At 40.7% G+C, this 14,519-nt stretch carries 12 protein-coding genes and 2 tRNA genes; 3 read left to right on the forward strand and 11 right to left on the reverse strand.

Annotated features, from left to right (window positions below):
* Nucleotides 1-114 precede the first annotated feature (114 nt).
* The 6 genes from L2703_RS18580 to L2703_RS18605 all read right to left on the reverse strand — a co-directional run bounded on the left by L2703_RS18580 (nucleotide 115) and on the right by L2703_RS18605 (nucleotide 4,468).
* Nucleotides 115-687 (reverse strand): hypothetical protein, encoded by a 573-nt coding sequence (locus tag L2703_RS18580; protein ID WP_248972516.1) that lies wholly within the window; start codon nucleotides 685-687, stop codon nucleotides 115-117.
* A 134-nt stretch (nucleotides 688-821) separates the two neighbouring features.
* Nucleotides 822-1,106 carry a hypothetical protein gene (locus L2703_RS18585; protein ID WP_248972517.1) on the reverse strand — a complete coding sequence of 95 codons (285 nt, stop codon included), beginning with the start codon at nucleotides 1,104-1,106 and terminating at the stop codon, nucleotides 822-824.
* 1,158 nt (nucleotides 1,107-2,264) lie between these two features.
* Nucleotides 2,265-2,675 (reverse strand): GIY-YIG nuclease family protein, encoded by a 411-nt coding sequence (locus L2703_RS18590; protein ID WP_248972518.1) that lies wholly within the window; start codon nucleotides 2,673-2,675, stop codon nucleotides 2,265-2,267.
* 87 nt (nucleotides 2,676-2,762) lie between these two features.
* Nucleotides 2,763-3,728, reverse strand: a complete 966-nt coding sequence (locus L2703_RS18595) for a site-specific integrase (protein ID WP_248972519.1) — start codon at nucleotides 3,726-3,728, stop codon at nucleotides 2,763-2,765.
* Between the two features lie 107 nt (nucleotides 3,729-3,835).
* On the reverse strand, nucleotides 3,836-4,168 hold the full coding sequence (locus L2703_RS18600) for a hypothetical protein (protein WP_248972520.1): 333 nt from the start codon (nucleotides 4,166-4,168) through the stop codon (nucleotides 3,836-3,838).
* A gap of 210 nt (nucleotides 4,169-4,378) precedes the next feature.
* Nucleotides 4,379-4,468 (reverse strand) — tRNA-Ser (locus L2703_RS18605).
* Between the two features lie 246 nt (nucleotides 4,469-4,714).
* Between L2703_RS18605 and L2703_RS18610 the strand changes: the two genes are divergently transcribed.
* On the forward strand, nucleotides 4,715-6,454 hold the full coding sequence (locus L2703_RS18610) for a S16 family serine protease (RefSeq protein WP_248972526.1): 1,740 nt from the start codon (nucleotides 4,715-4,717) through the stop codon (nucleotides 6,452-6,454).
* 75 nt (nucleotides 6,455-6,529) lie between these two features.
* Nucleotides 6,530-7,045 carry a bifunctional 3-hydroxydecanoyl-ACP dehydratase/trans-2-decenoyl-ACP isomerase gene (fabA, locus tag L2703_RS18615; protein ID WP_248972521.1) on the forward strand — a complete coding sequence of 172 codons (516 nt, stop codon included), beginning with the start codon at nucleotides 6,530-6,532 and terminating at the stop codon, nucleotides 7,043-7,045.
* Between the two features lie 396 nt (nucleotides 7,046-7,441).
* Here fabA and rmf read toward each other — a convergent pair whose 3' ends face one another.
* The 5 genes from rmf to rlmKL form a co-directional block, all read right to left on the reverse strand.
* Nucleotides 7,442-7,618 (reverse strand): ribosome modulation factor, encoded by a 177-nt coding sequence (rmf, locus tag L2703_RS18620; protein WP_188739826.1) that lies wholly within the window; start codon nucleotides 7,616-7,618, stop codon nucleotides 7,442-7,444.
* Between the two features lie 225 nt (nucleotides 7,619-7,843).
* On the reverse strand, nucleotides 7,844-9,736 hold the full coding sequence (locus tag L2703_RS18625; protein WP_248972522.1) for a DUF3466 family protein: 1,893 nt from the start codon (nucleotides 9,734-9,736) through the stop codon (nucleotides 7,844-7,846).
* Nucleotides 9,737-9,761: 25 nt separating this feature from the next.
* The gene (locus L2703_RS18630; protein WP_248972523.1) at nucleotides 9,762-11,678 is read right to left on the reverse strand and encodes an ABC transporter ATP-binding protein; all 1,917 of its coding nucleotides are present in this window, start codon (nucleotides 11,676-11,678) and stop codon (nucleotides 9,762-9,764) included.
* Nucleotide 11,679: 1 nt separating this feature from the next.
* Nucleotides 11,680-11,913 carry a glutaredoxin family protein gene (locus tag L2703_RS18635; RefSeq protein WP_248972524.1) on the reverse strand — a complete coding sequence of 78 codons (234 nt, stop codon included), beginning with the start codon at nucleotides 11,911-11,913 and terminating at the stop codon, nucleotides 11,680-11,682.
* Nucleotides 11,903-14,038, reverse strand: coding sequence for a bifunctional 23S rRNA (guanine(2069)-N(7))-methyltransferase RlmK/23S rRNA (guanine(2445)-N(2))-methyltransferase RlmL (gene rlmKL, locus L2703_RS18640; protein WP_248972525.1), 2,136 nt, complete (start codon nucleotides 14,036-14,038; stop codon nucleotides 11,903-11,905). The genes L2703_RS18635 and rlmKL overlap by 11 nt, the downstream gene beginning before the upstream one ends.
* Before the next feature lie 293 nt (nucleotides 14,039-14,331).
* On the opposite strand from rlmKL, the gene L2703_RS18645 reads away from it, so the two are divergent.
* Nucleotides 14,332-14,407, forward strand: a tRNA-Met gene (locus tag L2703_RS18645).
* Nucleotides 14,408-14,519 lie beyond the last annotated feature (112 nt).

Consider the following 14,519-nt stretch of genomic DNA (forward strand, 5'->3'; position numbering starts at 1 on the left):
GCTAAATGACAGACGAAGTAGATGAATTTGTTGATTGATTTTTATTTGACTGCAAAAGCAGTCAAATAAGTTAGGCTCGCCTATTGACTGGAGGAAGGCTCATATGTGTTAAGCTTACTTTGTTAGCGACTTTATAAGAGGAACTCTATATTCATTGTCTTTTTCATTTAATTCTAGAATTTTGGCCGAAACGTCAACATTCAAAAATACTTCGGAATACAAAGATTCGTCGGAGTCGGAATTAAAGAACAATTTCATTTTGCATGGCGTATTAAGAATGTCTTCCGGATTGCACGCAAGGCCAACAGCTTCGGCTGGAACAAATGGATGCGCCTCGGCGTGCTTTATTTGATTTCCGTACAAATTAGATAGAGCAACTATAAATGCAGAAGTTTCCGGTCCTGTTTCCTTAAAGATTGCAGCGCCCCAACAGAACGGCTGCTCAAAACCTTCAATCTTTTTTGGATCCCAGTTAGGAAGAAGCTCTATAGCAAAACCAACATTTTTATGATTCAAAGTTCCTTTTACCACAAACTCCGTATTGCCAGATTGTAATTTTTTCAATGACGATATTTTAAATTGAAGATCAACGAAACCGTCTTCCTGAGCAACTATGACTTCAGGATAGTCTTTAGCAAAAGTAAAAATACTCCAAATCATTAGCACAGCTCCAAAGACTATTTTCATTTGTTACTCGTGTAGCTTAACGCCCAACTTTGGGGCACAAATACATGGGCTATAATAACGAGCGAAGCGAAGGGAGCCCATGTGTTTGTGTCCCAGCGAACGCAGTGAGCGCCAACAGTTTTTTGTTAGGTGCTTCACTCTAGTTTATTAAAACTGAATACAATTTCATAACCATCACCGATGCAGTAATTCCCATACTCTGCGACTAGCACAGGCTGCTGCAATTCTTGTTTAGAGAAAAATAAGCTTGAATAGAAATAGCCATCGTCGCTCTTCTCTAGTTCTGGAAAGAAATATAGATCTGGTGAGTCGTAGGCACCTGACATAACCATTGCACCACTATATTCAAAATTTTTGTATTTAGAAGGAATGGAAAGAAAAAATACGTAGCCGCTATCTTCTTTTTGCATTTCTAACATGATATCAGAGTCAACCCTTCCATTTTCCTTAGGGCTGCAAAAGACTGATGTCGCATTTGAATTGAATGAAACCAACATCGTTAGTAGGAAAAAGAGCGATGATCTCATAGTGCACCTAACAGCTTATTGAAGGGCTTGCGCAGTAAAGTCAGTCCCTTAACTTATTGATTAATAATATCCTACATTTGCTATCTTATTGAAGTAAAGCAATTAATTGTGCCTAACAAACAAAAACAAACCGAGCTTGCGCGTAAAGTAAGATATGCCTTGACGGTAATAAAAATTAAAGCGAATAAAATCAGAAGATTATGATTTATCTATTTTTAATACGATACAACTAAAGAACGATTTTCAATCAATTTTTATCATAAATTGATGAAACTCCATTATAACTGTACATAAAAACAGTGCAGACCATATAAAAGTGGTGATGATTCTTTTGTCTTTAACGCTTTTGATTTTTAACATGCGCAGCATGTGTCTATGGGGTTCAAAGGGGTACTCCCCTTGCCCGAGTAACCATCCGACCTTTTTGGAACAAAAAGTGGGATGGTTACGTACCGGGTTACGTACTGGTCCCACTTTTTAAGTGGGTTAATCTTGAAGGCTTTTCATTGTTGTTATCAATACTCAAATAACAGATTGTCGATGTGATAAATCAGCCAATTAGGCTAAAAAACAGCTCCTGTACGCGCTTAATTGCATTTTTATGGGCATAAAAAAGCTAATAATTAAATACAGCAACACTTTGTACATTTTTTGCTCTCCTAAAGTGGCAAATACAAATATCGCAAAAACCGCTCGCTCTCTGCTGTAGCGAAACATTTACAGTTATTTATACCACGCTTAGTGTTATCCACCCTTTTTGTTTGTTCTTTGCTGTTTATGACATTCTGGCGGTTTTTATGGTCAATAGACTTGATGATTTTTGGGCTTGGAAATACGCTTGGAATGTGGTCAAAATTAGGTAAAGTTGTCATGCTATGGTGAAAAAATCGGAGCTAAATTCGTTTTTTCTGAGCGGTTTTTTATCGTTTTTAGTGATTATTTTTGTTGATAAGCGGTATTAAAAAGCCTTTAAAGATACCGCTAGTGACCGACTAGCGGTATTCGTTCCTCATATCGCCTCGGCAAGTGATGAACTAGTGACTCAACAATTTAGATTCTTCTACTGGTTTTTCCAAGTTTATTCTCAGAGGGCTTTAAAAAATCAATTAGGTAAGCTTCTATTGCGACGATCTCGAACCAAGACTCTTTTGGTACTGCCAAAATACCTATGGTTTTAATAAGTCCAGACCATTTTGATCCTTTAGAAAAGTGAGCTCCGAAACGATAACCGAGCACTTCAGCTTTACCTATATATTTAAGCTCACCGACTCCGTCAAAAAAGAAATAAACACATGGCTCATTTGTTAATTCCCTTAGGTAGCCACCTTCTGCCCAAAGTGATGCCCAATTTTGCTCAGTTATGTCTATAGATGAAAAACATTCTTTTAAACAATCAATACCAGGTCTCTTGAAATTAAGATCAAAAACCGTAATTGCCTCAATAACACACTTTATATTCATGTCAAAACTCATTTTAATGATTCGAGCATCACGATATCACTAATTCCGTTAAAATTATCCGCCACAGGAATGATTTTTATAGCATTTTTAAACATTGCATTTAAGTATTAATCGCTGTACTGTCAAACTCAACTCAAAGTTGATTTTATCCACCACTGGCTTGAGCGTTTTGATATCAAACTTTTTACCGTAACGTCCATAAGTGATGTTGTGATAAACGTGTCCAACAAGCTGTGCCACCATCGATTCTTCTATTTGCAGTTGTTTCAGCTCATCGATAAAGGTGTGACGGAATGAATAAGCTGTAGGTCGCTTACCTGCGATAAAATTGAGTTGGTCTAGTAATTTGCCAAACTCGCGGCAAAAGGTGTGTGACCAAATGCCGTCTTTGCTGGGTTGGTAATTGAATATTGGCTGATTTTTTGATGAACGGTCTTGGTGTTGTTTTATAAAGTCCATAAACCCCAGTTCAATCAGTTGTTGGTGTATGGGCAAAGTGCGTTTTGATTGGTCATTTTTAAGTTGTTGTCCTTCACCTTCATTAGTCACGCTCATTATCGCTATGCCATCTTTTATGGTTATATCGTTACTGTGTAGCTGGCAAGCCTCTGCGGGGCGAAAACCGCTGTACATCATCAATAGCGTTATCCATTTAAAGTCAGCGCTTTTGTCGATAAAGGCAGCTGAATGCACTACCTGCTTTATCTGGCTGGGCTGCCAGCGTAATCGCGCTAGGTCATGCCCTGCTTGATTACTTGGCTTTGATAGCTTCACTTCATCAAACGGGTTGGCGCTGGTGTAGCGCATCAGTTTGCACCATTTGAAAAACTGTGACACCGCTGCTAAGTAGTCTTTATTACTTTTATGGCTTCGACCTTCTTCGAGCAAGCAATCCTTGTATTCAATCGCCTCAGCGCTAGTGATGTCGAATACATCATCTAGGTGGGTTCTTTCAATAAAGCGGCCTATACGTTGATTAAGCTGCTTTACCGTTAACACTGAGACAGACTGCTTTTGTTTAGACGCAATAAACTTGATTAGTGCATCCGACAATGTGACGTTAGCGACTGAATTTGTTTTTTTTTACTACCCGGACTTTTTGATAACGCCAAGTTTGTTGGTGAGGGATAATTGTCACATGTCGCACTATTATGTGCTAATTACGTTGGTCGAGTAGGAATAAACTGAATGACTTCTCGCACAGGCTTGGCGTTATCATCAAGCGTATCGTTTTCCCCAACAAAGCCTGCTCGGGCATCATTAATCAACGCATTAACCTGAGTTTTAAACTCATCAGGCTGTGATTGTGGCGTTAAGTTGCTGATTAATGGTCGTAAGATACCCGCAACGACAAGGTTACGGCCTATCGCAATTGAGCGCTGTTTAGTGAGCAGGGATACTTTGATGTCGGCAGAGAAGCCTTTATCACGCAGATAAGCAGGCAACACCATGCGGGTATAATAGGTACAATTTGTGGCGCGAAATAAGTACATATGTCTCAGTCATCCGTTTTCCTGAGAATGTGCCCTATCTTAAACATAAGCCAGATGCTAGAAAGCAAAAAAGCCATTGATTATCAATGGCTTTTTCACTTTTAAATATGGCTGAGTGATAGCTTGCTTTGATAAACAGGAACCCGTGGGTTCAAATGTTACAAATACAAAAAAGCCTCATCATTTCTGATGAGGCTTTCTCGATAAATATGGCGGAGGGATAGGGATTTGAACCCTAGAACGGGGTAAACCGTTGCCGGTTTTCAAGACCGGTGCATTCGACCACTCTGCCATCCCTCCGAACGGCGTGAATAATATAAGTAACTTGTTTACTTGTAAACCATAAATTTAAAAAAAACACTTAACTGTATAGCATTTAATCAGCCTCAACTGATGATTTTTGGCCATCTTGTTTCGTCGTGATACATATTTAGGGATCAATAGACTGCATATTCGAACTTGCTTTAGATTCAGCTAAGGCTTTTACAGTGCTTTATGATAATATCCTTAGATTATTTTTCGTTGCCATGGCCCGATTATTACTCTATGAACCCAACGTTATTGCCTAGCGCTAAACTTGCCCCTCAATATCATTTACCAAAAACTGCAACTACGGCTTTTTTCCCTAGCCATTTATTGCTTGGGCAAGAGCGTGCAGTTGATGCATTTAAACTGATGACCAAAATAGATACGCAACATTTGTTTTTGGGTGATTTTCCTGGTGTTGATAGACCTTTGTTTATTAAAGCGTTGGTGTCACAGGCTGATACGCCGTCTAATCACTATTTAGTTGCTGCTAAACAATTATCTGACGAGTCTGAAGTTCAATTTAAATGGCAAGCAACATTACCTCCTCAACAGGTCGGGATTGTTGCAAAACAAGAATCGCTGTATTGCTATTTACAGGGCACACTTCGTCGTGCGGATTTATTAGGCAAAATGGTAAAAACCGATAAAAGCAGTGTTTATAAACCGGGCGCTTTAGCGACGAATCATCTGGTCTTTATTTGCTTGGAGTCGATTTGGCAACGTGAAAACTTATGGGATTTGTTAATGCAAATCCTTCATGATGGTTATTACCGAATTAATAATGAGCTTGCTCCGATCCCTATCAATTGTAAAATTATTCTCGTCGGTTCTGGGAATGCTTACAGTCAATTACGATTAGATGATCGTCAATTTATTCGCCACTTTCCATTACTTGCAGAGATGAGTAACGAAGTAGACTTGACACAACATCCAGAATCTTCATATATACAATGGCTTAATGTATTGGCTAAGGCAGAGTCAGTTGAGTTAGAAGCGTCCAGTTTATTGCCATTATTTTGGTTTAGCTCTCGTCTTGTGGAGCATCAGCAACGCTTAAGTTTAAACATGCTTGAAATAAAGCAGTTGTTAGCCCAAGCCAAGGCTTATGCCGGAAAATCATCATTAAATGCTGCTGCGATTGCCAAAGCGTTAGAAAAACTCAAATTTCGCCATAATAGTTCCGAGCTGTATTCGGCGCAGAGTTTTGATGATAATTTCATAAATCTGCCAACTAAAGGCGCTATAGTTGGGCAAATTAATGGCCTTACCGTAATTGATACGGGTGATTATACCTATGGTGAACCGGCACGGATCACTACTTCGGTGCATTATGGTGACGGTGAAGTCGCCGACATTGAAAGAAAGTCTGAGCTTGGTGGCAATATTCATGCAAAAGGCATGATGATTTTATCGGCCTGCTTATATCGCATTTTTGGGCGTGATGCACCATTACATCTTAATGCCAATATCGTTTTTGAACAGTCATATCAAGAGATTGATGGCGATAGCGCTTCATTAGCAGAATATTGCTGCTTAATGTCTGCGATTGCTGAACAACCTATTTTACAAAGTCTTGCGGTAACCGGCGCATTAGACCAATTTGGCAATGTGCAGGCGATTGGTGGAGTGAATGAAAAAATAGAAGGCTTTTATACTCTGTGCCAACGTCGTGGACTGTCGGGGGAGCAAGGTGTCATTATTCCTAAGGCAAACGTGTTACAACTCAATTTAGACCCAGCGGTGATTGAGGCTGTAAACAAAGGCTTGTTCCATATCCATGCAATAGAACATATGGATCAAGCTGTAGAGATTTTAATGCAAATGCCAGCAGGTGTTGCAAATGAAGACAATGACTTTGCGGCAGATACCCTTTATGGTTTAGTACAACAACGTTTAGACAAGTTGGCAGGGCAAGATGATGAAGAAGTGGAGCTTAACTTTTTTGCTAAATTGTTAGCAAGGTTACGGATTATATAGTGATCGGAGTTGTTTAGCTTACACGTGTTCGCTATCTTGTTGGGATTAATAGTTGAAAGAGTGGTAAATAATTAAATGGAAAAAGCTAACAGTTTCACTAAAGAACAACTTATCGCCTGTGGTAACGGTAATTTATTAGGCCCTAACAGACCTAAGTTACCGGTAGATAATATGTTGATGATTGACCGTATCATTACCATCAATGAAGATGGTGGTGAATTTGGTAAAGGTGAAATTGTTGCCGAACTTGATATCACTCCAGACTTATGGTTTTTTGACTGTCACTTTAAAACAGATCCTGTCATGCCGGGCTGTTTAGGACTAGATGCAATGTGGCAACTTGTTGGGTTTTATTTAGGTTGGGAAGGCGCTGAAGGAAAAGGTCGTGCACTGGGTGTGGGTGAAGTCAAATTTACTGGCCAGGTATTACCTGATGCGAAAAAAGTCACCTACAAACTCAATATTAAACGTAAAATCCATCGTAAATTAGTCATGGGTATTGCTGATGCAACAATGGAAGTCGATGGCCGTCAAATTTACTCTGCAACAGATTTAAAAGTGGGTATTTTTAGCGATACCTCTACGTTCTAAATCTTGCTTTTTATCACTCGACTTTTGCGGTTAACCTTTAGTAGTGATAACAATGCCCTCTTATTGAGGGCATTTTGTTAGGTATTATACCATTTCCATTAATTATGTGGCCAATCAGAGCCACTCAGACTTTTCAGTTTGAGGCGCATTGTTGAAAGAATGGTTATTCCCTTTTAAGGCGATGCAACACAGAAATGGAAAGTATGAGTGTCTCCTACAAGGCGGGTTTCTGTGCCTTCTATACTGCTTAATAGCATTTTGACGTACGACTGCATGGATGCAGGAGGTAGAACAACGCAGGAGCAGTTGTCGAGAGCAACTATGCCTACAATCCTATTACTTGCCTAGAAGACACAGAATTCCCGCTGAATGACCAGATAATTGCTGGAATTGGTATTATTTATTAAATAAGCCACTGAGCCGGCCATCAACACCTTCTCGCCATCCGCCAAGCCACTGAGACCGTGAGTCAAGATTAGAGTGAGGGCAAACTTCCTTTGAGCGCCCTCCTATACCGGCCTGAAATCCTTTTGAAAATGCTCTGTCTAAACGATCTCTTTTCTGTCTTTTCATGCATGCGTCCTCTTCATTTGCAGGCTTCTGGTTGACGGGAAAAATCTGAAGCCGTAAATATAGAAATAGACGTTTTTTTAACCGAAATCAAACAAAAAATGACCCTTTTATGGATTTTTTATTAAGGTATTGAGAATACAATTAAAAAAAATCGAGGAATAATTCCTCGATTTTTTTGATGAGTGTGGTTCTACAATTTCAATTAGACTGCAGACCAGCTTAACACTACTTTTTCACTCTACGGCGCAACCATAGTAAAGGTAATGTAAATAACCAAGCAAAGCTTGCTGCGCCTTTACGCTCGTAGTCAACGTCTTCTACTGCGTCCGATGTCGAACATGCTTCACCTGCTGTAGGTTTCAAAACCACCATACGCGGTAGATAAGATGTAACCGGATCACCGTTACCATCGAGTTCAAACAAAGGTAGGCCGTTTTCACCAATAATTAAATCGCCGTTACTGTCATATTGGTATTCAGGTTTTAAAATAAATCCTGTGCCGACAATCGTACCGTCTTCGTTAATGCTATTGGCTTCTACTACTGATATTTCGGTATTGTAAGTCAGGATTTCACCTGTACCGTCTTGAACACTCACAGTATGACGAACCCAATCACCATCGGTGTTTCTTTCATAACCTTTTGACTCACATGTCAATTGATCATTTAAGTTAACAAACTCAGCCGTGGTCATGTCATATAAAAAGCCCACTTTAGGACGAGGCTTTTCTTTATCGTATGATGACTCAATATAGCCAACAACCTGACCTTTGTTGTTGATGTCTTTAGGCTTACTGCTTAAGTCAGACAACGACGTTTGGAAGTCGTTAGGCGTAATAATGCCTTCTTCTGGGTTGTTGGTGTCCAGTGTAAAAAACTTACTGCGTAAATAACCACTGATATACTTGCTGTAACTGCCAACTAAGATGCCAGAGTCGTTGATGTCGTAAGCGATTGAGTAATAAACATCATCGTCCATGGGGACCCAGTTGTACTGGTAGTCACCATTAGCGTCTTTTTTCCAGTAAGCGGCATCGAAATATAAATCGTCTTCGTCGCCATCACGATATACGTGCGAACGGCCAGCGACATCACCATCAGAGTTAATTCCTAGCCCCTGAGCGCTAAAGATGAGTGTTGAATCTTCATCAGGCGTTAATCCAAGTGGCAGTTCAGTGCGCTCAGGTAAACCATCTTCATCTAAATTATCAAGATCCCATACAAAAGCACGAGTTTGATATTGAATATAGCGAGTGCCATTATCATCAGGATATTGCCATGATTGGACACAGATATCTGTTGGAATAGGATTGTCTGCATCAGTATCTTCTGCATCTTCTATGCAATTATCGATGCGAGTTTCACTTGATGAAGCCAGAGCAGTACTGCCGTAACCCACAACTTCATTATTGCTGTTTACTCTAGACGCAAGTGACCAGCCACCCACCTCAACTGTCGCGGCATCAACATCTGCGGTTTGCTCACGCTCATAAGTTGTGTACGCTGGCAGTAACGGATATTCCACACCATTTTTTACTGCGATACCACGCATTTCAAATTCGCGATAATAAAAATACTCTTGCGTGGTGCTGGTGCCTTCATAATCTAATGTTAATTGCTCACCTGTATAAGCACCAACTTTAACGCCATTGTTGTTGATACCATAAAAAAAGGTATCGACATCGTTAACGATTAATTCATCGTCAGAGTCTGTTTCGGTACTGGCTGGGTCAAATGTATCGGCCATACTAAAAAATTCAGGCACCCAAGCGCCAACAGAAGCATTATCACTGGCAATAAAAGTAAAGTTGTTTGCTTCTATTTCAGAGTAAACAGAATATGTGATGGATTCAGCTGCAGTAATACCATCTTCGATATCAATCACAGAATCATCAACGTCGTCGATTGTGAGCTTGTTTTTACCTTTTGAAATACCAACAAGTTCATCTTCGTCGTTCACCGCCATAGCATAGCCATTGCGAGTACCGTCAAGCGTACCATTTAAATCATAATCTTCAATGTTAACAATTTCGTACACAGAGGCGGCTTGTGCCGAACCGATAACACTTAATACGCCTATCGCGACGAGTGACAAGGCTTTATCAAACTTTAACTTCATGTAACCATTCCTGTTTTATTATGCTTTACTTCTGTGACTCAAGTTCTTCCCAGCGTTGGAAGCACAGCTCTAAATTTTGTTCTTTCTCTGCTAATGATTTCAGAGTTTTATTAACAGTGTCTGCTGGTTGACTGTAAAAATCAGCATTGCTGATCTGTTGTTGCAGTGTTTCAATCTCTTGCTCGAGTTGCTCCATTTGACTTGGAAGCGCGTCTAACTCTTTTTGTAATTTATAAGAAAGCTTTTTAGTTGGCTTTTCAGGTGCTTTTACAGGTTTTGTTTCAACAACTGGTGTCGTTTGGACAACAGTAGCTGCTACAGGTTCCTCAGAATAAAATTTAGCACCTTGAGAAATCGCATCTTGATAGCCGCCCACGTATTCTGACCACTGTCCATTACCGGCAAACCACCAGCTACTGGTTACGGTATTGTCGATAAATGCTCTATCGTGGCTAACGATCAACAAGGTACCTTCAAAATCGGTGAGCAGTGACTCTAACAACTCTAACGTCTCAATATCAAGATCGTTTGTTGGCTCATCGAGAATAATTAAGTTTGCAGGCCGTAATAACAACCTTGCGAGTAATAATCGGTTCTTTTCTCCACCAGAAAGTGCTTTAACCGGTGTGCGGGCACGCATCGGTGAAAACAAGAAGTCTTGTAAGTAGCTTAAAATATGACGGTCTTGACCATTAATCGTCACGGTACTTTTGCCTTCGCCAACGTTTTCTTCAACGGTTTTTTCAGGATCTAGCGCTTCGCGATACTGGTCAAAGTATGCGACTTCTAACTTTGTACCGACTTTAATTTCACCCGATTGAGGTTGTAGTTTTTCAATCAATAACTTAATTAATGTTGATTTACCGCAACCATTAGGACCAATAAGCGCAATACGATCGCCTCGCATAACTGTGGTGCTGAAGTTTTTGACTAAGTCTTTATCTGGCAGGTTATAGTTAACGTTTTTAACATCAAAGACTAATTTACCTGAGCGCTCAGTATCAGACACGGCCATTTTGGCATTACCTTGACGATTAAGTCGTTCACTTCGCTCTACACGTAAGGCTTTTAATGCTCTAACGCGGCCTTCATTTCGGGTACGACGTGCTTTAACACCTTGGCGGATCCAGACTTCTTCTTCAGCCAATTTTTTATCAAAATGGGCATTTTTTTCTGCTTCAACACGTAACCACTCTTGCTTACCATCTAAATAAGCTTGATAGCTACCAGGCCAAGAGGTCACAACGCCACGGTCTAAGTCGACGATTCGGGTCGCCATGCGTTGAATAAAGCCACGGTCGTGACTCACAAATACAATGGCACCTTTAAAGCCCAATAAAAATTGCTCTAACCATTCAATCGTGTCGATGTCTAAATGGTTGGTGGGTTCGTCAAGCAGTAATAAATCAGGCTCAACCACTAAAGCACGGGCTAAAGCCACTTTACGCTGCCAACCACCCGACAATTCATTTAGCGGTTTATCAGGATCAAGCCCCAACAATTGACAGTTTTGAATAATACGCGAATCTAATTGCCAGCCATTATTGTGGTCTAATACTTCCTGAATACGCTGCATTTGGTTTAGCATGCGCTCCATATCGTCAGGGCTAGCTTCGGCAACATCATGCGATAATTGATGGTATTGTTCTAGTGCCTCACCAATCTCTTTTAAACCTGCAGAAATATAAGAATAGACAGATCCCGTTTCTGCTTTTGGTGGGTCCTGCTGTAAGCGACTAACGTTAACATCATTGGCAATGTTAAATTCGCCATCATCGAGTAAAACATCACCTGATAACACTTTCATTAGGCTAGACTTACCTGCACCGTTGCGGCCAACAATACAAACACGCTCGCCCGGCTCAATAGTAAAGTCTGCATTATGCAGTAAAGGAGTGTAACCATAGGCTAACGAGCCATTATTTATCCGAACCAGACTCAATCTAAACTCCTATAAACTCTTGTAATTGTGTGGCATCAAAAGGCCAAAATAATTCACGGTCATCTTGCACTAGCACTGGAATGCTAATGCCATAACGCGCGGCTAAAGCGGCGTCGTCACAAATGTCAACGTGTTGAAAATCAATACCAGATTGCTTAATGAGTGCCAACGCAATATCACACAGATGGCAACCGTCTGTGTGATAAAGAGTGTAAGGCAATACACTACTTGGCATGGGTTAGTAACCACACATTATGGATATGCGGATTACGCTTGTAATCAAGCGGTAAGCATAAATGGTCAATATTGGTCACGCTGATGCCTACTTGGTTTAACGCGTCAATATCCATCTTAAACTTACGTTTGTTATTAGAGAAAATAAGCTCACCATTTGGGGCAAGTAACTTAATTAATCCAGCTAACATTTCGGCATGGTCACGCTGTACATCCCAGCTGTCTTCCATACGCTTTGAATTAGAAAATGTTGGCGGGTCAATAAATATCAGATCAAATTGCTGCTGGCTGTTATCTTTTATCCACTGCAAACAATCGGCCTGGATAAAGTCGTATTTAGCCCCAGACAACCCATTTAGCGCGAAGTTTTCTTTCGCCCAATTAATATAGGTGTTTGACATGTCGATGGTAGTAACCGATTTTGCCCCACCAATAGCGGCATGCACAGAAGCAGAACCTGTATAAGCAAATAAGTTGAGTACGCGTTTACCTTTAGATTTATCACCCACCAATTTACGGGTTACGCGGTGATCTAAAAATAGGCCTGTGTCGAGGTACCCCGTTAGGTTAAGTTTAAATCTGGCGCCGTATTCTTGGGTGATGACTTCAACTTTACGCTCATCTAATTTTTGATACTGACTTGTGCCTTTTTGGCGCTCGCGGGTTTTGAGTGTCACCCGATCTGGATGAATACCTAATGCACTAGGTAATGCCAACAATACATCGCTAATGCGGCGTTTGGTCACAGCTTCTGGGATAGTAGCTGGCGCTGAATATTCTTGGATGACCACGTAATCAACGTATTTATCAATAGCGACGTTATATTCGGGTAAGTCTGCATCGTATATACGGTAGCTGTCGATGCGCTCTTTTTTAGCCCATTTATCAAGCTGTTTAAGATTTTTTTTAATTCGATTAACAAATGCGGGAGCAATGTCGGCAATATCAACACCATCGGGTAATGTCACCGCTTCTCTTCGGGTACTTTTTGCATGCAGTGTGTAAATGTTAAACGCGCACTCGAGGGCGCCGTTGAACATTTTCATCTGCTTGTCAGCTTTAAGCTTTAGCGATGATAATAATTCAATATCGCTACACAACATGGCTATTTTCCAGCCGCCAAACTCTTTTTTAAATTTATCACCTAATTGGTAATAAAGCTGTAAAAGCTCAGTGACATTACCTAGTCGCTCACCATAAGGCGGGTTTGAAATTAAAAAACCTTCACTGACTGGTGGTGAAACAGCTAAGGCATCAGATACAGTGAACTCAATGAGATCTGCCACACCTGCATTTTCAGCATTGCGTTTTGCAATAGCAACGAGGTGCGCTTCAATATCTGAACCGTAAAACTTAACCTTACAGCGGGTTTTACCTAATGTTGCACGGGCTTGAGCTTCATCTAATACATTTTGCCACATTGCTTTGTTGTGACTTTGCCAGTTTTCAAATCCGAACTTTTCACGCTTTAAGCCTGGAGCGATATCGGCAGCCATTAATGCGGCTTCAATCAATACCGTGCCACTACCACAAAATGGATCCAAAATAGTGGTTTGATTGGCTTGCCAACCACTGCGCACGAGCATATTTGCAGCCAGATTTTCTTTTAATGGCGCTTCGCCCGTAGTTGAGCGATAACCACGCTGATGTAAAGACGCACCAGAAAAGTTCATCGAGATGGTTAATTGACCATTACGAAAATGCGCGTCAATTTTAAAGTCTGGGTTAACACGTTCAACATCTGGGCGGCTTGAGCCATCATCACGAAAACGGTCTACAACCGCATCTTTAATTTTAAGCGCGCCGAATTGGGTATTGTTAATGAAACCACCAGTGCCATGAAAATCAATACTGAAGGTTTTTTTATGCGAAAAGTGTGACGGCCAATCTATGCAATATGCTGCGTTATACAGTTGTTCGGCAGATTCGCATGCCCCTTTATAAATAACTAATACAACACGGCTCGCTAAGCGAGTCCATAAGGTGATTCGGTATGCCAATTCAAGCGGTGCAGAAAAATACACTCCAGCAACACTTTCTTTAACATCGGTAGCACCAAAATCTTTCAATTCTGAGGCAAGGCTATATTCAAAACCCTTAGGGGCAGCAGCAAAAAAATTAAACATGTATTAGTCAGTCATCGTTGCACAAAAATTCAGTGCAGCATTATACCTGTTCAAACACATATCCCCAACGACTTATCGAAATGGGGCGATAAATTGTTCAAATTGAACTGGAAATGATCAATATCAACTGCTTGCAGCACAACTCGCTTAATTAACCAGCAAACAAATATAAAGAAGTCGATTTTACTTGCAATGCTAAATCGAGATCGCTATAGTTCGCCCCGCTTTGAAGCAGACTAGTCAACACGCCAACAGGCATGTAGCTAAAAGGTAACGAAGCAGCGTTTATCGGACGCGGGATGGAGCAGTTGGTAGCTCGTCGGGCTCATAACCCGAAGGTCGTAGGTTCAAGTCCTGCTCCCGCAACCAATTCTTTAGTCAATAGAATTAAAATAATTGACAGCGTTTATCGGACGCGGAATGACACAATTGATAGCTCGTCGGGCTCAGCTTTTTATCAACAAGAGTCGAAGGTCGTCGC

The sequence above is a fragment of the Shewanella basaltis genome (assembly GCF_023283885.1).
In the GTDB taxonomy this organism is placed as follows: Bacteria; Pseudomonadota; Gammaproteobacteria; order Enterobacterales; family Shewanellaceae; genus Shewanella; species Shewanella basaltis.

What these genes read in the sequence shown, in the direction of transcription:
- L2703_RS18580 (WP_248972516.1), bottom strand. Translation starts at nt 687, where the DNA reads ATGAAAATAGTCTTTGGAGCTGTGCTAATGATTTGGAGTATTTTTACT.
- L2703_RS18585 (WP_248972517.1), bottom strand. Translation starts at nt 1,106, where the DNA reads ATGTTAGAAATGCAAAAAGAAGATAGCGGCTACGTATTTTTTCTTTCC.
- L2703_RS18590 (WP_248972518.1), bottom strand. Translation starts at nt 2,675, where the DNA reads ATGAATATAAAGTGTGTTATTGAGGCAATTACGGTTTTTGATCTTAAT.
- L2703_RS18600 (WP_248972520.1), bottom strand. Translation starts at nt 4,168, where the DNA reads ATGTACTTATTTCGCGCCACAAATTGTACCTATTATACCCGCATGGTG.
- L2703_RS18610 (WP_248972526.1), top strand. Translation starts at nt 4,715, where the DNA reads ATGAACCCAACGTTATTGCCTAGCGCTAAACTTGCCCCTCAATATCAT.
- fabA (WP_248972521.1), top strand. Translation starts at nt 6,530, where the DNA reads ATGGAAAAAGCTAACAGTTTCACTAAAGAACAACTTATCGCCTGTGGT.
- rmf (WP_188739826.1), bottom strand. Translation starts at nt 7,618, where the DNA reads ATGAAAAGACAGAAAAGAGATCGTTTAGACAGAGCATTTTCAAAAGGA.
- L2703_RS18625 (WP_248972522.1), bottom strand. Translation starts at nt 9,736, where the DNA reads ATGAAGTTAAAGTTTGATAAAGCCTTGTCACTCGTCGCGATAGGCGTA.
- L2703_RS18635 (WP_248972524.1), bottom strand. Translation starts at nt 11,913, where the DNA reads ATGCCAAGTAGTGTATTGCCTTACACTCTTTATCACACAGACGGTTGC.
- rlmKL (WP_248972525.1), bottom strand. Translation starts at nt 14,038, where the DNA reads ATGTTTAATTTTTTTGCTGCTGCCCCTAAGGGTTTTGAATATAGCCTT.